Genomic DNA, 20827 nt, shown 5'->3' on the forward strand with positions numbered 1-20827 from the left:
TCCTCGTTACTGAACGAATTCTTTTGTTTCTTCCAGTTTGACCGAAACCATTCGGGAAACGCCGGATTCCTGCATCGTAACACCGTAGAGGACATCCGCTTCTTCCATGGTGCCTTTTCTGTGGGTGATGACGATAAACTGGCTGTCGCCGCTGTATTTTTTTAAGTATTGCGCAAACCTGAATACATTGGCTTCATCAAGCGCAGCTTCCACTTCATCAAGCACGCAGAACGGAACGGGCCTTACTTTCAAAATGGAGAATAAAAGGGCAATGGCGGTCAGCGCCCGTTCTCCCCCTGACAAAAGATTTAAGTTTTGCAGTTTTTTGCCCGGAGGCTGGGCGATAATGTCCACCCCTGAGTTGAGAAGGTCATTCGGATCGGTCAGCTTCAGTTCAGCGCGCCCTCCTCCGAACAAGGAACGGAACACGTCGTTGAATTGAGAACGGATCTGGATAAACGTTTCATGGAACCGCTTCGTCATTTCTGAATCCATTTCTTCAATGACTTGGAACAGTGTATTTTTCGCATCCGTCAGATCATTTTTCTGCTCCGTTAAAAACTGATACCGTTCGTTCACTCTTTCAAACTCATCGATGCTGCCGAGATTGACCGTTCCGAGCTCTTCAATTGAAAGCTTGATCAGTTTGACCAGTTTTCTCGCCTCTTCAGGCTCGAGTTCGAGCTGATATTGTTCTTTTGCCCCTTCAAAGGATAAGCTGTACTCTTCACGTAAATATTGCAAGAGGTTATCAAGCTCAACTTCCATCCGGCCGAGTTTTACCTCTTCATCTTTCAGAATTTCTGTTTTTTGCCTGTACAGACGCTTCATCTCTTTCAGTTCAAGCTCGTTCGTATCAAGCGCCCTCTGAAGTTTCACACGCTGATCGCGCCGGCTGGCGATCAATTCGATCGTTCTCGTTTTATCGTGAAGCTTATGATGGGCTGCTTCTTCAAGCTGCTCCTCACCGCTTGTGCTGGATGTCATCTCTGAAGTCAGGAGGCTTAAATCTTCCCGTGTTTCTTTCAGGGCGAGCTGCGTTTCTTCAAGCTCTTTTTTCAGCCTTTTGAGGTTGTCTTCCTCACTCGAGCACGCCTGTTCTTTTTTCGCCGCGGCCACTTTACATTCCGTCAGTTCATGAGAGAGCGTTTCTTTTGTTGAGGATAGGGTCTGCTTTTGTTTTGTCAGCCTGTCCATCTCTTCCTCAAGCTCTTTCAGCTGGCCGGATGCCTCACTCAGCTGTTCTTCCAATGCTGATTTTCGCGCCTCTTTTTCCCGGCTGCTTTCCGTCAGTGATGCTTTCTCCTGATCGTAAAGCTCCAGATGGGTATTGATGTTCTTTTCGGCGACTTCGAGTTCATACAGCCTGCCTTTTACATCCTGCTGCTTTGTTCTGAAAGCCTCACCGTCTTCACGGAGACCGTTCAGCGTATGTTCAAGCTCTTGAATGGCTTGTTTCAGCGATTTGACTTCTTTTTCGAGCACAGCTGTTTTTTCTTCCATTTCGGCGAGCCGCGCAGTCACCGTCTCAAGCTCACGGCTTCTGCCGAGCAGAGAATTGTTTTTCTTTTTGACTGCGCCGCCTGTCATTGATCCGCCTGGATTGACGACATCGCCTTCAAGCGTCACGATGCGGTAGCGGTGCCCGACAAGCTTGGCAAGTTCATTCGCACCTTTTAAATCTTCAGTGATCAGCACTGTGCCGAGAAGGTTTTCAATGACATTCCGATACGCCGCATCATACGTGACAAGCCCGCTCGCTGCGCCGAGAAAAGACGGATGCTTCGAAGCCGTCTGTTCATCACGGGTTTGGAGCTGGCGCGGTTTCATGACCGTAAGCGGCAGAAACGTCGCGCGGCCGAAAGAATTCTGTTTTAAATATTGAATCGCTTTCCGCGCCGCCTGCTCATCGTCTGTGACAACGTGCTGCGCCGCCGCGCCGAGTGCAATCTCGATCGCCGTTTCATATTTTTGTTCAGTGGAAATCAGTTCGAGAACAGCGCCGCGGATGCCGCCAAGCTGCTCCTTCTGCTTCAGCACTTCTTTTACGCCTTGGTAAAACCCTGAAAAATCGCCTTGCATCGTTTCAAGCATATCTTTTTTGGATCTGGCCTGCTGTACAAATTGATACGCCTGATACAGGGCTGATTCTTTCTTTTCATACTGGCGTTTTTTCTGTTCATATGCGGTCTGGACTTCGCGAAAGCGGCCGACCTGATTGTCAATATCCGCTTCAACTGCGGCCAGTTCTTCTTCGCATGCCGCTTTGCGGACGGAAATATCATTTCGTTCCTGAAGATATTTTTCATTGTTTGCGGTCAGTCTCGCCTGCTGGACGGCAGATTGGGACATCTGGTCATCTAAAAGCTGCAGCTCGTTGCGGATCGACGCCTGACTGTTTAACAATTCGAAGTAATCGCTTTTTAATTGTTCGATTTTCTCTTCGACGTTTTCATTATGAAGGCTGAGCGCCTGCTGCTTTTCTTTCACCTGGGCATTTAACCGCTTCACTTCGGCACGCAGCTTATCAAAGACGGCAGACTGTTTTTCAATAGCCGATTTCAGTTCTGCTTCTTTCTTTGTGTAATGTGTGACCGATTCCTCAAGCTGTTCCCGGTTTTGCGCGGCGTTTTTTTTGCGCTCTTTCAGCACTTCTTTCCGGCCTTCCAGCTTTTCAAGCTCTTCACTTGTCACGAGCAGAACCTGCTGCAGCTCGTTGACGGATTCGTCGAGCGCGTGGATTTTATCTCTCGTCTCTTCTATCGCCGCTTCTTTAGCGGAGATCGCCGACGATTCCGCCAATTCTTCTTCTTTAGCAGCCTGCACCTTGTCTTTTAAACCCGACCATTTGCCATGCAGTTCTTCGATATCAAAGGCTGTTAGGGCGATTTCGACGTGCTCAAGCTCTTTCTTTTTTTCTAAGTAGTCTTTGGCGATTGATGCCTGGATTTTCAGCGGTTCGACCTGGTCTTCGAGCTCGTGAAGAATATCTTCCACCCTGTTTAAGTTATCCTGCGTCTCAAACAGTTTGTTTTCCGCTTTTTTCTTTCGTGTTTTATATTTCAGCACGCCGGCCGCTTCTTCAAAAATACTGCGGCGGTCTTCCGCTTTGCTGCTTAAAATCTCTTCGACTTTCCCCTGGCTGATAATGGAAAACGCTTCTTTCCCGAGCCCGGAGTCCATAAATAAGTCAATGATGTCTTTCAGGCGGCACTGCTGATTGTTGATGAGAAATTCACTTTCTCCGGAACGGTAAACCCGTCTCGTCACGCTGACTTCGTGATAATCGATCGGGAGAAAATGATCTTCATTATCAAGCGTTAACGTGACTTCCGCAAGGTTAAGCCGCTTGCGTGAATCACTTCCGGCAAAAATGATATCTTCCATTTTTCCGCCCCGAAGCGAGCGGGCTGATTGTTCGCCGAGCACCCAGCGGATGGCTTCGGTTATGTTGCTCTTTCCGCTGCCGTTCGGACCGACAACGGCCGTGACGCCTTTTACAAAGTCAACGGATATCCGTTCTGCAAATGATTTAAATCCTATAACGTCTAAACGTTTGAGGAACATCCCAGATCCTCCTTATCGTATAAGTATCTCAATATTATCATAATCCCCCGCTTATATCAGGCGCAGACATATTGAAATCCCCCTAGGGATACAGGGGGATTTTATTGTTTCGTATGGTGTTTTTGCAATTTTGCAAGAGCTTCCTGTGCGGCGTGCTGCTCGGCTTCTTTTTTGGAACGTCCGTTCCCGATGCCCAGCGCCTCACCTTTAAGAGAGACAAGCGCCTCGAATTCCCGGTTGTGGGCAGGTCCTTTTTCATTGAGAATTTTGTACTCAAGCGATCCTTTTCCGTCTCGCTGTACAAATTCTTGAAGCTGGCTTTTGAAATCCATCACATGAGAAAAAGCACCATCGTTTATTTTAGGGAACACGTACTCTTTCAGGAATTGCTGAACCGGCTCAAGGCCCTGGTCCAGATACAGTGCGCCGATAAACGCTTCAAACACATCCGCTAAAAGCGCAGGACGCTTTCTGCCGCCCGTCATTTCTTCTCCTTTACCCAAAAGAACAAGATCGCCGAATGACAATTCGTGGGCAAGGGAGACGAGTGACGGCTCGCATACGATAGCGGCTCTCAGCTTCGTCAAATCTCCTTCACTCATGGCCGGATATTTGGCAAATAAGAATTGGGAGATCGTCAGTTCCAAAACAGCGTCACCTAAAAATTCAAGCCTTTCATTGTCTTCATACGGCTTTTTCCGATGCTCATTCACATAAGATGAATGTGTAAATGCTTGATACAAAAGTTTCTCGTTTTGAAAATGAACCGAAATCCGTTCTTGGAACTCTTTAAATTGCTCTATTTTTTTATAGAACTTTTTTTTATCTTTAAAATGTGAGTGTTTTGACATAGTAACCTCCATAGGCACATCAGGTTCACCGCGCTTCCCGCCGTAAACGGAATCGGCAGCGCGTACAGCGTCAGACGCCGGTAACCGAACGGTTAAAGGGCTAAAGCCCCGCTGTCAGGCGGGACTTTTAGCATCAGCTTATTGCTGGTTTTGTATGTAGTTCACAGCGTCGCCGACTGTTGCAATCTTTTCAGCATCTTCGTCAGAAATCTCCATATCAAACTCGTCTTCAAGTTCCATAACAAGCTCAACTACATCTAGGGAATCAGCACCTAAGTCTTCCTTGAAAGAAGCTTCAAGTTTGACGTCAGCTTCATCAACGCCAAGGCGGTCTACGATGATTTTCGTTACACGCTCTAATGTATCTGCCATAGCAATTCACCTCCCCTCAAGTATTATAGAGGATTCGTTTTTAAAAAACTAGAGAAACTAGGATGAAATTTTAAAAACAAATCTTTACATCACCATTCCTCCGTCAATATGGAGGGTCTGGCCCGTCATATAACGCGATCCTTCAGAAGCAAGGAACGTGACAACGCTGCTGATATCGGAAGGATCACCGAAACGCGCGAGCGGAATCTGCTTCAGCATTTCATCTTGGACTTCTTTAGAAAGCTTGTCCGTCATATCCGTGGAAATAAAGCCCGGAGCGATGGCGTTGACCGTAATATTACGGCTCGCAAGCTCTTTGGCAGATGACTTTGTCAAGCCGATCACACCGGCTTTTGCCGCCACATAGTTCGCCTGGCCCGGGTTTCCGCTGACGCCGACGATTGATGATACGTTGATAATCCGGCCTGAGCGCTGTTTCATCATCTGTCTAGTCACGGCTTTCGTGCAGTTGAAAACACCTTTCAGGTTAATGTTGATGACGTCATCCCATTCATTTTCTTTCATTCTCATCAGGAGATTGTCCTTTGTGATTCCCGCATTGTTCACGAGAATGTCGATTGAAGAGAATTCGGCGACAGCCTCTTTCATCATGTTTTGTACTTCTTCGGAATTTGATACATCGGCTTTTACCGCGATCGCATTTCGGCCCAAAGATTTGATTTCATCTACGACCTCGTTCGCTTTCGCTTCACTTCCGGAGTAGTTGACAACTACGTTACATCCGTTTTTCGCAAGATCAAGCGCGATCGCCCGCCCGATTCCGCGGGACGCTCCCGTTACGACTGCTGTTTTTTCATTAAGCATCCTGATTCTCCTCCTTCAGCGTTTGAATCGCCAATTCAATGGTTTCATGGTCAGAAACCGCGATTGTTTTCAGACGGCGGTTCACTTTTTTCACAAGGCCTGAAAGCACTTTTCCGGGACCGATTTCAACAAACGTCGTAACGCCTTCGTCAATCAGTTTGTTAATTGTTTCTTCAAAGCGTACAGGTGAATAAAGCTGTTCGATCAGCTTTTTCTTGATATCGTCTTTTTCTGTCATGATGTCAGCCGAAACGTTTGATATAACGGGAACAGCCGCACTTTTCAGCTCACATGCGCTGAGCACTTCTTCGAGTTTTTCCGCCGCGGGCTTCATTAATTCAGAATGGAACGGTCCGCTTACTTCTAGCGGGATCGCCCGTTTTGCCCCGTTGTTTTTCGCTTCTTCTGAAGCAAGCTCCACGCCTTTTGCCGTTCCGGAAATCACGATCTGGCCGGGGCAGTTCAGGTTTGCAAGCTGTACGAGGTGGCCGTTTTCCGTCACTTGATCCGTCACCTTTTTCAAGGATTCCGCATCCATTCCGAGAATAGCGGCCATTGCGCCTTCTCCCGCCGGTACGGCTTCATTCATGAATTCTCCCCGTTTTCTTACCGTGTAAACGGCATCTTTAAATGTCATCGCTCCCGCCGCAACGAGCGCCGAATATTCTCCGAGGCTGTGGCCGGCTGTGAAATCCGGCGTGATGCCGGATTCTTTAAACTTTTCCAATACGGCAATGCTTGTTGTTAAGAGCGCAGGCTGCGCATTGTATGTAAGGGTTAATTCTTCAGCATCGCCTTCAAAAATGAGCGAGCTCAGCTTTGTTTCAAGCGTTTCATCCGCTTCATCAAAAATACGTTTTGATGCTTCTTCGCGTTCGTACAGGTCTTTTCCCATACCGATATATTGTGATCCCTGTCCGGGAAATAAAAATGCAATCTTACTCATGGTGTGATAACCTCCAGACTACTCATCTGTTTTTTCTTCTTTTACTTCTTCTTCTATAAATGCGGCCACGTTTTGGCTGACCATTTCTCTCGCCTGGCGCAGCGCGTGATAAACAGCGCGTGCATCAGAAGAGCCGTGCGCTTTAATAACAGGCGCCTTTAAACCGAAAAGACTCGCCCCGCCGTACTCAGAATAGTCCATTTTCAGTTTCATTTCCATCAGCTTCGGCTTCAGCACTCCTGCTGCCAGCTTAGAAACAAAACTTGAAGTCAGTGTATCTTTCAGCATTTTGAAAATTGATAACGCTGAACCTTCCAATGTTTTCAACGTGACGTTGCCCGTAAAGCCGTCTGTAACGATAACGTCAGCAGCGCCTTCCAGCAAGTCTCTCGCCTCTACGTTTCCGACAAAATTCACGTTTGTTTCTTTTAATAATTCAAACGTCTTTTTTGTCAGGTCGTTTCCCTTCTTTTCTTCCGTGCCGACATTTAACAAGCCGACGCGCGGCGAGCTGATTCCGAGAACCTGCCGGGCATATACAGATCCCATTATTCCGTACTGGACAAGGTGCTCCGGCTTGGCATCGACATTGGCACCCACGTCTAAAAGAAGGAAACCGTCGCCTGATACGGTCGGAAGCGTCGGCGCAAGGGCCGGCCGGTCGATTCCTTTAATTCTGCCGACAATAAACAGCCCCGCTGTCATCAATGCACCCGTATTCCCCGCTGAAATGCAGGCATCGGCTCTGTTTTCAGCCACTTCCTGCGCCATCAGCACCATAGAAGAGTTTTTCTTTCTGCGTACGGCGCGGACCGGTTCATCCGTCGGTTCAATCACTTCATCGGCGTGCAATACGGTGATGCGGTCTGATGTTGTTGGCAAGTGTGATTCTATCGTTGTCTTGTCACCGACCAGCGTAATATGAAGATCTTCAAATGCCTCAATACTCTTCATTACTCCGTCAATAACAGCTTTGGGTGCGTTGTCGCCTCCCATTGCATCTACAGCTATTCTCATGCATGCTCCACCTTTATGATTGTTTTGAACGGTACATGTCAAAGTTGCCGGAGAATACGACTTCTTCTCCCACATAACTGTTTACTTCCACTACCGTTCTGCCTTTTTCTTTTTCGACTGCCGTCACTTTGGCTTTCGCAACGACGCGCTCGCCCTCTTTCACCTGTCTTGTAAAGCGGATATTTGCGCTTGCGGTCAGCGCCAGCTCATCATCTATGACGGCTACGGCGAGTGAGTTCGCCTGCGCAAACAAATGATGCCCCCGCGCAATCTGATTGCGGCTGAAAACATGTTCGCGTCTTACTTCTAATATAGAAATGGCCTGGCCGTCAAGCTCCAGATCAATGATTTCACCGATCACTTCATCTAAAGGCAGTGATTTCACTTCATCTTCAAGCGTTTGCTCTGCCACGTTTTTAATTCTTTCCCTCAGCTCCGGTATTGAGAGCTCTAAGCGGTCTAAACGGATCGTCTGAATGCTGACGCCGAATTTCCCCGCTAATTCTTCATCTGTGATGAAGGGTGTCGATTTGATCGTCTGCTGCAATAATTTTTGGCGTTCTTTCTTGCTTCTTCTCATCTATAAACACCATCCGGACAATTAAGACTAGGTACTAATAGTAGTATATAATTTCATAGATTGGAATGCAATGATTGTTTTTTGAAAGCCGCCGAATTTTGCAGAATCAGCTTAATTTCTCCCCTTCTAAGACACCGCTTGAAAGCAATTGAGCGCGAAGCATGCTGTATTCGTCATCTTTCCAAAAAGCTTCTGAAGACACAAGATTGGCCGCATCCTGACGGGCCGTCTCCAAAGCTCTGTAGTCATGAACCATATCCGCCACCTTGAACTCGGGCATACCGCTTTGTTTTTTTCCGAAGAAATCGCCGGGACCGCGCAGTTCAAGATCCTTTTCAGACAGTTCAAACCCGTCATTTGTCTCCGACATGATTCTCATCCGCTCTTTCCCGGTTTCGGATTTTGGATCGGCCATCAAGATGCAGAAAGATTGGTGGTCTCCCCGTCCGACCCGGCCGCGGAGCTGATGGAGCTGAGATAATCCGAAACGGTCGGCGTCATAGATGACCATAATTGTCGCATTCGGCACGTTCACCCCGACTTCTACGACGGTTGTTGACACGAGAACCTGACATTGATTGGCGCTGAATTCTCTCATCACCTGATCTTTTTCATCAGAATGGAGTTTCCCGTGCATCAGACCGACATTCCATTTGCCGCGGTACACATCAGACAGCATGTTATATACGTCAATCGCATTCTGCACATCCAGCTTATCCGATTCTTCAATGAGCGGACAGATTATATAGGCTTGTCTGCCCTGTTTCAGCTCTTTTTCAATAAAAGCCAAAATCCGCTCCAGCATGTCGTGTTTCACCCAATACGTTTCGATTTGCTTTCGTCCCGCGGGCATTTCATCTATCACGGAAACATCCATTTCTCCGAAGACGGTAATGGCCAACGTTCTCGGAATCGGAGTGGCTGTCATAAACAGCACATCCGGATCCTGGCCTTTATTCTTGAGTTTTTTGCGCTGTTCGACCCCGAACCGGTGCTGCTCGTCCGTAATAACAAGGCTCAGCGCTTTAAATTCCACTTCATCCTGGATTAAAGCATGGGTCCCTACTAAAATATCAATCTCTCCGAGAGCAAGCCGCTCCAAAAGCTCCCTGCGCCGCTTTCCTTTTACAGAACTCGTCAAAAGCGCGATATTCACGTCTTCATTTGCAAACAACGATACGAGAGAGTCGGCATGCTGTTCGGCCAGAATTTCTGTCGGCACCATTAATGCCCCCTGATACCCCGACAGAATCGCAGCGTACAAAGCGATGGCGGCGACCGCCGTTTTTCCCGAACCGACATCACCTTGCAGCAGACGGTTCATTCTGTAAGGCGATGTCATATCAGCGGTAATTTCACGGAGCACGCGCATCTGTGCGTTCGTGAGCGAAAACGGAAGGCTGTCTGTGAAAGCGGCGAGCTTTTCAGCAGGAAACACGTGGCTGATGCCTTTTGACTGTTCTCTTTCCGCTTTACGGAACGCCTGCATCTTCAGCTGAAACAATAAGAATTCTTCGTACACAAACCGGCGTCTTGCCTGCTGCAGCGATTCCCTCGTCTCCGGCTGATGCATCGTCTGCAGGGCTTGTTTGTAATCAGGCAGCTTGTAGCGGATTCTCAATTTTTCAGGAAGCGGATCGGCCGCACTGTCCAAATGATGCTGCAGCGCATCCTTAATAAATCGTCTCATCATTTTAACGGTGACGTTTTCTTTAACGGAATAAACAGGCTCAATGCTTTTATCTTCTTGATGAGGACCGTTTTTTAGTTCCTGCACGGATACGGTCTGCCTGTGTTTATCCCATTTACCGGATATCGTGACGACAGAACCGAGCGTCAGTTTCTTTTTTAAGTACGGACGGTTAAAACAAACCGCGGTAATTAAATAATTGCCGACAAGCACTCTGAATGTCAGCCTGTTTCGTTTTTTGCCGTAATAGGTAAGAGAAGGTTCTGAATGAACCTTCCCTTCTACCGTCACTCTTTCTTCATGTTTTACTTCCTCTAAATCCCTCAGCTCATAGTCGTCATAACGGTAAGGGAAATAATTCAGAAGATCAGAAATGTCATAGATACCCAGTTCGTGCAATGTTTTTTCTGTTTCCGGCCCAATGCCCTTAATCTCCGCTATACTAGTTTGCTGATGGTGTTTCACTTGATTTCAGCGCTCCTCCGAAAATTTTTTTCTCTAATTCTCTTCCCGTCGGTGTCGCGGCTAAACCGCCTTGTCCCGTTTCACGCAGTGCTGTCGGCATCGTCTGGCCGATTTTGTACATCGCGTCTATTACCTCATCGCAAGGAATGCGGCTCGTAATCCCTGCCAGCGCCATATCCGCCGCGATCATCGCATTGGAGGCTCCCATTGCGTTCCGTTTGACACACGGCACTTCTACCAGGCCGGCGACCGGATCACATACGAGACCGAGCATATTTTTCAGCGTAATCGCCATTGCTTCCGCTGATTGCTGAGGCGTTCCGCCCGCCATTTCCACAATCGCAGCGGCAGCCATACCGGATGCTGATCCGACTTCCGCCTGACAGCCTCCAGCCGCTCCCGAAATACTCGCGTTATTTGCTACGACAAAACCGAACGCGCCGGCTGTAAACAGAAAACGGATCATTTGTTCCGTCGTAGGGTTCAGCTTATGCTTTACGGCGAATAACGTTCCCGGCACAACCCCGGCAGAGCCGGCGGTCGGTGTAGCGCAGATCGTTCCCATCGCCGCATTGACTTCATTTGTGGCTACAGCTTTAGACACGGCGTCTAAAATCAGATTGCCTGACAGGCTTTTTCCCGATTGGATGTACGCCTGCAGTTTCACGGCATCTCCTCCTGTTAAACCGGTCTGGCTCGTGACGCCGTTCAGCCCTTTTTCAACCGCCGCTTCCATGACGGAAAGATTGCGTTCCATTCCTTGAAAGATCTCTTCCCGCGTTTTTTGTGTCACTTCCATCTCTTGGGTGATCATCACTTCTGAGATCGGAATTTGTTTTTCTTGAGTGATTTCTATTAATTCTTTTACATTACGAAACATGTCATTTTCCTCCTGACTTTTTAGTCAGCTATCTTAGTAACCTGTATAATATTAGGAAGTGTTGAAAGTTCGTCCAGCACTTCTTCTTCAATATTCTGATCGACCTCAATCGTCATCAGCGCAAGCTGGCCGACTTCCTTACGCGCCACTTCCATATGTCCGACGTTGATTGAGAATTTCGCAAGCACATTGGCAACGCCTGCAATTGTGCCGAATTTATCATTATGAACGACTAAAATAGCCGGGTGGTTCCCGGAAAGTCGCAGCTCAAAGCCGTTAAGCTCCGTAATTTCTATTTTCCCGCCGCCGATTGAAATACCGGTTAAGGCAAGCTCCCCCTCATCATCAGAAATGATGATACGCGCCGTATTCGGATGAACGGGCACGGCATCCTCTGTGCGGAACTCTATATCAATGCCCTTCTCTTCAGCAATTTGAATCGCTGTTTTAATCCGTTCATCAAATGTATCAAAATCAAGCAGGCCGCCGATAATCGCGACATCAGTGCCGTGGCCCTTATACGTCTCTGCAAATGATCCGTAAAAAGACACAACGATCCGGCGGGGCTCCCGTCTGAATAAGCTTCTGGCCACTCTGCCGATCCGGGCTGCGCCTGCGGTGTGTGAACTGGACGGGCCGATCATTACCGGGCCGATAATATCAAAAACGCTTCTATATTTCATGCTGGTTTGTTCCTCCTTAACATCACTTCATTCAGCGCTTTTCTTTAGACTAATTGAACATTTATCAATTGGCAAGCAGGCACACTGCCGCACTGCCGCAGGTAAATTAAGGCATAAGAATAGAAGGGCCTGATAAGCCCTTCTATTCTGCCGCAAATATATATGGATAAAGAGGCTGTCTGCCGTTATGGATTTCAACTTCGATATCTTCACAGACGCTTGTAATATACTCAGCGAGTTTCTCAGCTTCTTCTTCCGGCGCGTCTTCTCCGTACAGGATGGTGACGATTTCATCTTCTTCTCCGATCATCTCATCCAGCAGTAATTTCGCCGCATTTATCCGGTCTTCGGCGCTGCCGATAATCGAACTGTTTAAAATGCCGATAAAATCACCTTTTTTTATATCCTTGCCGTCGATATGGGTGTCTCTGACTGAATATGTCACCTGTCCGCTTTTCACATTCCGGATGGCTTCAAGCATATTGGCTTCATTTACATCAGCCGGCTGGTCAGGGTTAAACGCAAGCAGGGCGGTCATGCCTTGAGGCACCGTTTTTGCCGGAATGACAATGACATTTTCTTCAGCCACGCTCGCCGCCTGATTGGCAGCCATCACAATATTGGAATTGTTCGGAAGAATGAAAACCGTTTCCGCATTCACAGACTGAACGGCTTCAACAATATCTTCTGTGCTCGGATTCATTGTCTGGCCGCCTTCGATAACGTGTGAGGCGCCGATGCTCGCAAACAGTTCAGAAATGCCTTCGCCCATTGCCACAGTCACGATCCCAAAAGGTTTACGGGATTCTTTCATTACACCGGCCGGCTTTTTTTCATCATGTTCTTGGCTGATGATGGACGTATGCTGCTCTCTCATGTTTTCAATTTTGATTTTAATCAAATCGCCGTAACGCTGCGCGAGATTCAGCACGTTCCCTGGCTCTTCGGCATGAATGTGAACTTTCGCCAGCGTATCATCAGCCACGACCAGCAATGAGTCACCGAAACGGCTCAGTTCATTTCTGAATGTCTCTTCTTCGAACGTCCGTTTATCTTGATCCAGCCTTACCATCACTTCCGTACAAAATCCGAATTCAATGTCTTCTGTACTCAGCATGCTCTGCGCGCTTTTATGATGTTCGGCATTCACCATATCATCGAGTGCCGGAAGAACCGCTTTTTTCGGTACGGACTCTCCTTTTAAGGAAGCCAAAAAGCCTTCATATACACAAAGCAGACCTTTTCCGCCGCTGTCAACGACACCGACGTCCTTTAAAACAGGAAGCAGATCCGGCGTGCGGTTGAGCGACGCTTCCGCTTCTTCAATAACGGCCTCCATGAGAGCAATGATATCGGTTTCTTCTTTGGCCGAGGCGACCGCTTTTTTAGCCGCGTCCTTTGCCACGGTTAAAATCGTTCCTTCAACCGGTTTCATGACTGCCTTATATGCCATATCCACTCCCGCTTGGAGTGCGGCGGCAAATTCTTGGGCATTTATTTCTTTTTTGTTTTCAATGCTCTTTGTGAAACCTCTGAATAATTGGGACAGGATCACCCCTGAGTTTCCTCTTGCTCCCATAAGCAGGCCTTTTGACAGGGCGATGCCGACTTTGCCGATGTCAGGTGAGTCAAGGTGTTCTACCTCTCTTGCACCGGATGACATCGATAAATTCATGTTTGTTCCGGTATCGCCGTCCGGAACGGGAAACACGTTCAGCGCATCCACCGCGGATGCGTTTTGAGACAATGTCTCAGCCCCCGCCAGAATCATTGCCGCAAAAGCTCTCCCATCTAAGTTTCGTCTAGACAATACTCATCCTCCTCACTACGGGTTCGTTACTCGTACGCCTTGGACATAAATATTTACAGAATCAACTGCAAGTCCGATTGTTTGATTTACTGTGTATTTTACCTTCGTCTGAACATTGTGGGCTACTTCTGATATTTTAGTGCCGTAGCTGACAATAATGTACATGTCGATATGTATTTGTTCTGCTTCCTGACGGACATGTACGCCTTTTGCAAAGTTTTCTTTCCGGAGGATTTCAGACAAACCGTCTTTAATCTGGTTTTTAGAGGCCATCCCCACTATTCCGTAACAGTCAATGGCAGCGCCTCCGGCAACCATTGCGATGACTTCGTTGGATATATCAATCTGTCCGTATTTTGTCTTCATTTCAATGGACACACAGGTTCCTCCTTCAGGTGCATAGAGTTATCATTATTCTACTATATGTATCCCATTATGAAAAGAAAAGATACAGACAGCGGCGCTCCAGCGCGGAAATGTGATTGGTTTTACATGTCAAGTGATTTTTCTTGAAAGTAAGGTAAACAATAGTTGCAAACGGTTTTTAGCTGTGGTAAATTATTTAAAGTATTGTATAACGAAAGCATCTGAGACACTATGTTTGAAAAGATGTTTCGCGCAGTTAGGAGGGAAACAAATGGCACGTAAATGTTTTATTACAGGTAAAAAAACAAAAGCCGGAAACAACCGTTCTCACGCAATGAACGCTTCTAAACGTACTTGGGGCGCCAACCTTCAAAAGGTCCGCATCCTCGTTGACGGCAAACCTAAAAAAGTATATGTATCTGCCCGGGCTTTAAAATCCGGAAAAGTTGAGCGTGTATAAGCAAAAATGAACGCCTGCCCTTTTATGCGGCAGGCGTTTTTTATGCGTTCAAAGAGGGCGATTTCAGCTCCTAGGGCCTACTCTTTTCTAAATGAGCCCAGCATCGCCCGGACAATTCCTCCTAAAAACTTCGGCAATTTAATGGTATAAAATTTCATTTTGTCCCCTCCTATAAGTTCCGTATCCGCTGCGTTCATCACTTTAGGATTCATGGTTTTTTCCGCATATGGCAGAAGCCGCTTTTTTAATCCGCGCTCCTTACCATTATTAATATGCCTTTTGCAAACGAAAAAGTACCTCGTGAATGAATGAGTTCGTTACTAATACATAGTGTGGAACCCATGGGAATATGACAATTATCCAGAGGATATTTAAAACCGTCGAGCGTCAGGCCGTCTGCCGCTTCAGCAAACGGAATAAAAGAAACATAGCGTCTGCTGCTTTTTTCTTCAATTGTATAACGGCCGGGTCCGAACATCTGAATCTCATTCTGCCTGTCGATCAGTTTAACATCAGTGTCCTTATTTACGGCTTTATACAGCAGCTGAATGTTCCCTAAAAAATGATCGGCTCTTCCGCCCGTCACACCGAATATCCGAATGTGCTCCGGTTCTTTTTGTAAAGCCCAGTCAAGAGCGAGTTCCAGATCGGTATAATCTTTTTCCGCCTGATACACATGGAGGGACGGCGCAGCTTCTTGAATCTGCAGGAGTTCTTCTTCCGTAATGCTGTCAAAATCACCGAAAGCTTCCTGCGGAATGAACCCGGCCTCCAAAAGAGCGACCGTCCCTTTATCCACTCCGACCCACGTCGTATCTCCGTCTGTATACGCGGACAGCTCGGGAATAAACTCCCGGGGGCCGCCCGCAACAATATTGATTGTCTTCATATATTATCCTTTCTCTCTTAAATACGAAAAGAGCCGGCGGCTTTCACCGGGCTCTTTTTCAGCATGTTTATTCTGCGTTTCGGATGTCAGCGATGGCTTTTTTCCGATCCGGCTGATTATATACGGCAGACCCGGCAACAAGCAGGTTGGCGCCCGCTTCAGCGCATAAAGGAGCTGTTTCTTTATTAACGCCGCCGTCCACCTCGATTAAAAGCTCAGAAAGGCCTTTCTCCTCAGCCAGCTGTTTGACCTGACGGATCTTCGGCAGGACCGAATGAATGAAGCGCTGTCCTCCAAAACCGGGGTTAACCGTCATTAACAGCACAAGGTCCAGCTCATCGATCACATGTTCAATGATTTGAACGGGCGTATGCGGATTGAGCACAACTCCCGCTTTTATCCCCTGCTCTTTTATCAATTGAATGGTCCGGTGAAGATGCGGACATGCCTCGGCGTGGACGGAAAGGATGTCCGCGCCGGCTTTTGCGAATGCCGGGATGTAGCGGTCCGGGTTTTCAATCATAAGATGGACATCCAGCGGCAGATCAGTCACCGGACGGACGGCTTCAACGATAAGCGGTCCGATTGTAATGTTAGGGACGAAATGGCCATCCATGACATCAATATGGATATAGTCCGCCCCTCCTTTTTCCACGTCTTTAATTTCCTCGCCCAGTGAAGCAAAATCGGCGGAAAGAATTGATGGCGCAACCTTAATCATATTAATACCTCGGCTTTCTCTCTTTTATTTCCTGCATAAATTCTTTGTAATGCTCATAACGGTACGTCCGGATGTCTCCTTCTTCAACCGCTTGCTTAACCGCGCATTTCGGCTCCTTAAGATGCAGACAGCCTCTGAATTTGCACGAAGCGCTTATGTCTCTGATCTCAGGGAACGTGCTGCCGAGCTCTTCTTCTTCAATATCGGTAAACTCAAGCGAACTGAACCCGGGAGTATCCGCCACAAGACCGCCTGATGTATGAATGAGCTCCACATGGCGCGTCGTATGTTTCCCGCGTCCTAAATGTGCGGAAATCTCGTTTGTTTTCAGCTCAAGCTCCGGGCTGATCGCATTTAAAAGCGAAGATTTCCCGACTCCGGACTGGCCGGCAAACACCGTGGTTTTGTTCTCAAAGTGTTTCACAATGTCTGTTAAACCGCTGTTTTCTTTTGATGACGTCACATATACGTCATAACCGATCGCCTGATAGTCTTTCACATAAGAAAGGATCTTCTCTTTCGTTTCCGCGTCTGAAGCTAAGTCCATTTTGGTTATGCAGATGATCGGATGAATGCCGTTGGCTTCCACAAGGACGAGAAAACGGTCCAATAATGACGTGCTGAACGCCGGCTGAACGGCGGAAAAGACGAGAACGGCCTGATCGACGTTAGAAATCGGCGGCCTGATCAGCTCGTTTGTTCGTTCTTTGATTTCCAGCAGGTAACCTTCTTTATCATTTTCAGCCTGATAAACGGCATAATCGCCGACAAGAGGCGTTATTTTATTTTTTCTGAAAATGCCCCGGCCCCTGCATTGAATGATCTTGTTCTGTGATTCATCCAAGACATAATAGAATCCGCTTAATGCTTTAATAATTTTGCCCTCAGGCATACGGTCCCTCCTTGGTCAGTCTTTATCTTCAGGGTATTCAATCGTCTTATAGCTGACGACTTTATGATCGACCATCACTTGATAATACCCTTTTTGTCCCTGATCAATCTTCAGTTCAATCGTTTTTTCAGTCGGCTCTTTAATTTTAAACGAGTCATACGTATCAGAGATGCTGTGGTCTTTATCATCGATGGCGATTTGCACTTCAAGCTCGTCCCCTTCATGTTCGGGTTCGTAGGGAATGCTGATTTTTTCTTTTACCGTTTTCGCCGGTTTTTCTTCAGGTCCGAGCGAAAATGTCACTTCAACATTACTTCCCGGCTTAACCGCTGTGCCGGCTGACGGCTCTTGCTTCATGACTTGTCCTTTTGGCACGTCATCTGAATGCGCTTCTTTTTCAACAAGCTGCAGGCCGTTATCTTCAAGATACCCCGAAGCTGCTTCTTTGCTGTAAGTTTTTAAGTCCCTCAGCGTAACATCCGCCGGCCCGAGGCTGACCGTTAAGCTGACTTCATCATCGCTTGCGACCATGTCGGTGCCGGCTGACGGGCTCTGATCAATTACGGTGCCTGCCGCACTGTCATCATTCTCTTCTTTTACATTGACATGTTTGAAGCCTTTATCCTTCAGCGCTTTTTTCGCGTCGTCGATCTGCCGGCTTTTCACGTCGATCAGCTGGGTTTTCGGTTTCCCGATACTTTTGTACAGTTTTACAGAAGAGCCTTCTTTAACGGCAGATCCCGCTTTCGGATCAGTTTTGACCATTAATCCCTCTTCGATTTTTTCATCTTCAATGTCCGCCATATCAGGGTCGGCTTCGAGACCGTTCTTTTCCAGCAGGGCTTCCGCTTTTTCATACTTCATGCCCCGTACGTCGGGGACACTTACATCTTTGGGCATAAACAGAGACGGGAACACAGTGACTGCAAGAACAGCCGCCATAATGAAAATGAAGCAGACAGCCATCAGAATCCACGGCCATTTCCGTTTTTTCTTTTTGGCGGGCTGCTGTGCCTTATCGTCCGTCTCCTCCGGCGTTTCCGCATGAGGCGCAGTTTTTGCACCGTCAGTAATAACGGGAATCGCTTTCGTCATTTCCTCATCATCCTGCACGGAAAATTTTTGTTCATTCAGCCTGCCGGCGTCAAAAGCCGTTCTGATATCCGCTTCCATGTCCTCTGCGCTGTCATAGCGGTGAAACGGATCTTTGGCGGTTGCCTTTAAAATAATGTTTTCAACGCTCTGCGGAATCGAAGGGTTCCACTTTCTGGCGGAAGGCGTTTCTGTCTGCAAGTGCTTTAATGCTATGCTTACGGCTGATTCTCCGTCAAAAGGGATTTTGCCTGTTAAAAGCTCAAACAGTACGATGCCGAGCGCGTAAATATCTGATTTTTTCGTTGCCAGACCGCCTCTCGCCTGCTCCGGAGACAAATAATGAACCGAGCCCAGCACAGAATTCGTATGTGTAATTGTCGTCGAAGTGAGGGCTGTGGCGATTCCGAAATCCGTCACCTTAATATGCCCTGAATGATCTATCAAAATATTGTGCGGTTTAATATCCCGGTGCACAATATGATTTTGATGGGCATGGGCGATGGCTGAGACGATCTGCTCCATAACGGACAGCGCTTCTTTCGGATGAAGCGGTCCGTGTGCGGTTATGTATTCCTTTAATGTCATGCCTTCCACATATTCCATGACAATGTAATAAATATCGCCTTCCTCCCCGATATCGTAAATACTGACGATATTCGGATGGTCAAGGCTTGATGCCGACTGTGCTTCTCTTCTGAAACGCCTGATAAACTCAATGTCATTCACAAAGTCAAACCGCAGAATTTTAATTGCGACTTCACGTTCGAGAATGATGTCCTCAGCTAAAAAAACGTTCGCCATTCCGCCGCCTCCAATGGGCCGGAGGATGTGATAACGCCCGCTGATCCGCTTGCCGGTTAGCACTTGTCTTCACCCTCTTTTGCCTCTGCGGAAAACTCAATCAATACAGCCGTGATATTATCTTCGCCGCCGTTTTGATTCGCTTTGCTGATGAGAAGGTCTACTTTTTCCTGAGGAGCAGATTCGGCTTGAAGCATTTGTTTGATCTCGTGATCTTCTAGTTTATTTGACAGACCGTCAGAGCATAAAAGCAGCTGATCGCCGTCAGACAGCTCAAAAGAACGGGCGTCGGGGCTGATGGTTTCCTCTGTCCCCAGCGCTCTCGTCAATACATTTTTCCGCGGATGATGCTCGGCGTCCTCTTTCGAAATTTCTCCCGTCTTGACCAGCTCATTCACAAGCGAGTGGTCTTCAGTCAGCTGAACGAATTCACCCTCTTGAAGCAGGTAGCACCGGCTGTCTCCGATATGGGCCACAGTGACAAACTTCTCCGTGAATAAAGCGCAGACAACGGTGGTGCCCATTCCCCGGCATTCTTCATTCGCTTTTGCGTGTTCATACACCCTGACATTCGCCTCATGAATCCGGTCTTTGAGCCAAACCTCACAATCAGACGGCAGAGACGGAACGGATTCGGCCCGGTTCCACTGCTCTTCCATCGCTGCAACCGCCATCCTGCTCGCCACATCTCCGGCAAGATGACCGCCCATGCCGTCAGCGACAACCGCAAGCACCGCTTCTTCTTTTGTGAAAATGCCCGCCGCATCTTCATTATGCTGGCGGACTTTACCTGTATCTGTTTTCAAGGCTGTAATCAACCTCTTCACCTCGTCTCGTCTTGACGCTCCTTCGCGCGAAGCTGACCGCAGGCCGCGTCAATGTCATGGCCTTGCTCTCTTCTGATCGTGACATTTACACCGCGGGATTTTAACGTTTTTTCGAATGCGAAAATCTGATCTCTCGGTGTGCGGACGTAATCCCGTTCAGGCACATAGTTTACCGGAATTAAGTTGACATGGCATTTCACGTCTTTTAACAGTTCTGCAAGCTCTTCCGCGTGTTCGACCTGATCATTTACGCCTCCGAACAGCCCGTATTCAAAGCTGATCCGTCTGCCTGTTTTCTCGATGTAATATTTGACGGCTTCCATAAGGTCAGGAAGCTTATAGGCTTTGTTAATCGGCATCAGACGGCTTCTGATCTCCGTATTCGGGGCATGCAGAGAAATCGCGAAATTGATCTGCATTTTTTGATCGGCGAAATCGTAAATCTTCGGAATGATGCCGCTTGTGGAAACCGTGATATGACGCGCTCCGATGTTCAGTCCTTTATCATGGTTAATGATTTTTAAGAAAGCGAGCATTTCATTGAAATTATCAAACGGCTCTCCTATTCCCATGATGACGACTGAGCTGACGCGTTCATCCGTTTCATCAAGCGCCTTTTGCACTTTCACGACTTGAGCGACGATTTCTCCCGCCTCAAGATTCCGTTTCAGTCCGCCAAGTGTTGACGCGCAAAATGTGCAGCCGATCCGGCAGCCGACCTGTGTCGTTACACATACAGAATTGCCATACTCGTGTCTCATTAAAACCGTTTCAATTGTATAACCATCGTGAAGCTCGAATAAAAATTTCATCGTGCCGTCTTGTGACGTCTGCTTTACAGCCGTTTTCAGCGTTGTCAGCACAAAATTGCTCTCGAGTTTTTCACGCAGGCTTTTTGAAAGGTTTGTCATTTCCTCGAAAGAAGAAACCCGTTTTTCATAAAGCCATTCAAAAATCTGTGCTGCGCGGAACGGCTTTTCGCCATTCTCGGTCAGCCATTGTTTGATTTCATCTAATTCAAAAGAGTAAATGGACGGCTGTTCAGTCCGCAGCTCTTTCCGTATGCTTGTCTTTTTTAATTGTGTCATTT

20 protein-coding genes are annotated in these 20827 nt (G+C 47.5%); 1 reads left to right on the forward strand and 19 read right to left on the reverse strand.

The genetic code is table 11. The annotated features are described in order from the left end of the window. Positions 1 to 6 precede the first annotated feature (6 nt). The 12 genes from smc to ACH32G_RS01390 form a co-directional block, all read right to left on the reverse strand. A complete protein-coding gene (smc, locus tag ACH32G_RS01335; protein ID WP_448813913.1) occupies positions 7 to 3567 on the reverse strand; it encodes a chromosome segregation protein SMC in 3561 nt (1186 codons plus the stop codon). A 101-nt stretch (positions 3568 to 3668) separates the two neighbouring features. Next, on the reverse strand, positions 3669 to 4418 hold the full coding sequence (gene rncS, locus ACH32G_RS01340; protein ID WP_003154303.1) for a ribonuclease III: 750 nt from the start codon (positions 4416 to 4418) through the stop codon (positions 3669 to 3671). A gap of 138 nt (positions 4419 to 4556) precedes the next feature. Continuing rightward, on the reverse strand, positions 4557 to 4790 hold the full coding sequence (acpP, locus tag ACH32G_RS01345) for an acyl carrier protein (protein WP_003154310.1): 234 nt from the start codon (positions 4788 to 4790) through the stop codon (positions 4557 to 4559). A gap of 84 nt (positions 4791 to 4874) precedes the next feature. Next, positions 4875 to 5615, reverse strand: a complete 741-nt coding sequence (fabG, locus tag ACH32G_RS01350; RefSeq protein ID WP_016936146.1) for a 3-oxoacyl-[acyl-carrier-protein] reductase — start codon at positions 5613 to 5615, stop codon at positions 4875 to 4877. Then, positions 5608 to 6561, reverse strand: coding sequence for an ACP S-malonyltransferase (fabD, locus tag ACH32G_RS01355; RefSeq protein WP_016936147.1), 954 nt, complete (start codon positions 6559 to 6561; stop codon positions 5608 to 5610). The genes fabG and fabD overlap by 8 nt, the downstream gene beginning before the upstream one ends. Positions 6562 to 6579: 18 nt before the next feature. After that, positions 6580 to 7578 carry a phosphate acyltransferase PlsX gene (gene plsX / locus ACH32G_RS01360; protein WP_045926113.1) on the reverse strand — a complete coding sequence of 333 codons (999 nt, stop codon included), beginning with the start codon at positions 7576 to 7578 and terminating at the stop codon, positions 6580 to 6582. Positions 7579 to 7591: 13 nt separating this feature from the next. Then, positions 7592 to 8158, reverse strand: a complete 567-nt coding sequence (fapR, locus tag ACH32G_RS01365; protein ID WP_016936149.1) for a transcription factor FapR — start codon at positions 8156 to 8158, stop codon at positions 7592 to 7594. Positions 8159 to 8264: 106 nt separating this feature from the next. Continuing rightward, positions 8265 to 10313, reverse strand: a complete 2049-nt coding sequence (gene recG / locus ACH32G_RS01370; RefSeq protein ID WP_448813914.1) for an ATP-dependent DNA helicase RecG — start codon at positions 10311 to 10313, stop codon at positions 8265 to 8267. Continuing rightward, complete coding sequence (gene sdaAA, locus ACH32G_RS01375) at positions 10291 to 11193, reverse strand: L-serine ammonia-lyase, iron-sulfur-dependent, subunit alpha (protein WP_045926110.1); 903 nt, start codon at positions 11191 to 11193, stop codon at positions 10291 to 10293. The genes recG and sdaAA overlap by 23 nt, the downstream gene beginning before the upstream one ends. A gap of 20 nt (positions 11194 to 11213) precedes the next feature. Continuing rightward, complete coding sequence (gene sdaAB, locus ACH32G_RS01380; RefSeq protein ID WP_064778898.1) at positions 11214 to 11876, reverse strand: L-serine ammonia-lyase, iron-sulfur-dependent subunit beta; 663 nt, start codon at positions 11874 to 11876, stop codon at positions 11214 to 11216. A 142-nt stretch (positions 11877 to 12018) separates the two neighbouring features. Next, positions 12019 to 13686 carry a DAK2 domain-containing protein gene (locus tag ACH32G_RS01385; RefSeq protein WP_095240732.1) on the reverse strand — a complete coding sequence of 556 codons (1668 nt, stop codon included), beginning with the start codon at positions 13684 to 13686 and terminating at the stop codon, positions 12019 to 12021. A 15-nt stretch (positions 13687 to 13701) separates the two neighbouring features. Beyond that, entirely contained in the window at positions 13702 to 14064 is a 363-nt protein-coding gene (locus tag ACH32G_RS01390) for an Asp23/Gls24 family envelope stress response protein (RefSeq protein ID WP_016936154.1), read from the reverse strand. Positions 14065 to 14323: 259 nt separating this feature from the next. On the opposite strand from ACH32G_RS01390, the gene rpmB reads away from it, so the two are divergent. After that, the gene (gene rpmB, locus ACH32G_RS01395) at positions 14324 to 14512 is read left to right on the forward strand and encodes a 50S ribosomal protein L28 (protein WP_003154328.1); all 189 of its coding nucleotides are present in this window, start codon (positions 14324 to 14326) and stop codon (positions 14510 to 14512) included. Between the two features lie 77 nt (positions 14513 to 14589). Here the strand turns inward: rpmB and spoVM are convergent, their stop codons facing one another. From spoVM to rlmN, 7 genes are all read right to left on the reverse strand, one after another. Continuing rightward, the gene (gene spoVM, locus ACH32G_RS01400; protein ID WP_003154329.1) at positions 14590 to 14670 is read right to left on the reverse strand and encodes a stage V sporulation protein SpoVM; all 81 of its coding nucleotides are present in this window, start codon (positions 14668 to 14670) and stop codon (positions 14590 to 14592) included. A gap of 86 nt (positions 14671 to 14756) precedes the next feature. Next, on the reverse strand, positions 14757 to 15401 hold the full coding sequence (locus ACH32G_RS01405; RefSeq protein WP_016936155.1) for a thiamine diphosphokinase: 645 nt from the start codon (positions 15399 to 15401) through the stop codon (positions 14757 to 14759). Positions 15402 to 15468: 67 nt separating this feature from the next. Beyond that, positions 15469 to 16122, reverse strand: coding sequence for a ribulose-phosphate 3-epimerase (gene rpe / locus ACH32G_RS01410; RefSeq protein WP_049628455.1), 654 nt, complete (start codon positions 16120 to 16122; stop codon positions 15469 to 15471). A 1-nt stretch (position 16123) separates the two neighbouring features. Beyond that, the gene (gene rsgA, locus ACH32G_RS01415; RefSeq protein ID WP_047475063.1) at positions 16124 to 17014 is read right to left on the reverse strand and encodes a ribosome small subunit-dependent GTPase A; all 891 of its coding nucleotides are present in this window, start codon (positions 17012 to 17014) and stop codon (positions 16124 to 16126) included. A gap of 15 nt (positions 17015 to 17029) precedes the next feature. Continuing rightward, on the reverse strand, positions 17030 to 18973 hold the full coding sequence (gene pknB / locus ACH32G_RS01420) for a Stk1 family PASTA domain-containing Ser/Thr kinase (RefSeq protein WP_016936158.1): 1944 nt from the start codon (positions 18971 to 18973) through the stop codon (positions 17030 to 17032). Beyond that, positions 18967 to 19728 (reverse strand): Stp1/IreP family PP2C-type Ser/Thr phosphatase, encoded by a 762-nt coding sequence (locus ACH32G_RS01425; RefSeq protein WP_064778896.1) that lies wholly within the window; start codon positions 19726 to 19728, stop codon positions 18967 to 18969. The genes pknB and ACH32G_RS01425 overlap by 7 nt, the downstream gene beginning before the upstream one ends. A 5-nt stretch (positions 19729 to 19733) precedes the next feature. Next, positions 19734 to 20825 carry a 23S rRNA (adenine(2503)-C(2))-methyltransferase RlmN gene (rlmN, locus tag ACH32G_RS01430; RefSeq protein ID WP_016936160.1) on the reverse strand — a complete coding sequence of 364 codons (1092 nt, stop codon included), beginning with the start codon at positions 20823 to 20825 and terminating at the stop codon, positions 19734 to 19736. Between the last annotated feature and the right edge of the window lie 2 nt (positions 20826 to 20827).

It is taken from the genome of Bacillus sp. CIS52 (assembly GCF_053545315.1).

Bases quoted from the DNA above. Each gene is read 5' to 3' on its own strand.
- sdaAB (WP_064778898.1), bottom strand. From the start codon at position 11,876: ATGAAATATAGAAGCGTTTTTGATATTATCGGCCCGGTAATGATCGGC.
- acpP (WP_003154310.1), bottom strand. From the start codon at position 4,790: ATGGCAGATACATTAGAGCGTGTAACGAAAATCATCGTAGACCGCCTT.
- smc (WP_448813913.1), bottom strand. From the start codon at position 3,567: ATGTTCCTCAAACGTTTAGACGTTATAGGATTTAAATCATTTGCAGAA.
- sdaAA (WP_045926110.1), bottom strand. From the start codon at position 11,193: ATGTTTCGTAATGTAAAAGAATTAATAGAAATCACTCAAGAAAAACAA.
- plsX (WP_045926113.1), bottom strand. From the start codon at position 7,578: ATGAGAATAGCTGTAGATGCAATGGGAGGCGACAACGCACCCAAAGCT.
- rpmB (WP_003154328.1), top strand. From the start codon at position 14,324: ATGGCACGTAAATGTTTTATTACAGGTAAAAAAACAAAAGCCGGAAAC.
- fabG (WP_016936146.1), bottom strand. From the start codon at position 5,615: ATGCTTAATGAAAAAACAGCAGTCGTAACGGGAGCGTCCCGCGGAATC.
- rsgA (WP_047475063.1), bottom strand. From the start codon at position 17,014: ATGCCTGAGGGCAAAATTATTAAAGCATTAAGCGGATTCTATTATGTC.
- rncS (WP_003154303.1), bottom strand. From the start codon at position 4,418: ATGTCAAAACACTCACATTTTAAAGATAAAAAAAAGTTCTATAAAAAA.
- fapR (WP_016936149.1), bottom strand. From the start codon at position 8,158: ATGAGAAGAAGCAAGAAAGAACGCCAAAAATTATTGCAGCAGACGATC.
- fabD (WP_016936147.1), bottom strand. From the start codon at position 6,561: ATGAGTAAGATTGCATTTTTATTTCCCGGACAGGGATCACAATATATC.
- rlmN (WP_016936160.1), bottom strand. From the start codon at position 20,825: ATGACACAATTAAAAAAGACAAGCATACGGAAAGAGCTGCGGACTGAA.
- spoVM (WP_003154329.1), bottom strand. From the start codon at position 14,670: ATGAAATTTTATACCATTAAATTGCCGAAGTTTTTAGGAGGAATTGTC.
- rpe (WP_049628455.1), bottom strand. From the start codon at position 16,122: ATGATTAAGGTTGCGCCATCAATTCTTTCCGCCGATTTTGCTTCACTG.
- ACH32G_RS01405 (WP_016936155.1), bottom strand. From the start codon at position 15,401: ATGAAGACAATCAATATTGTTGCGGGCGGCCCCCGGGAGTTTATTCCC.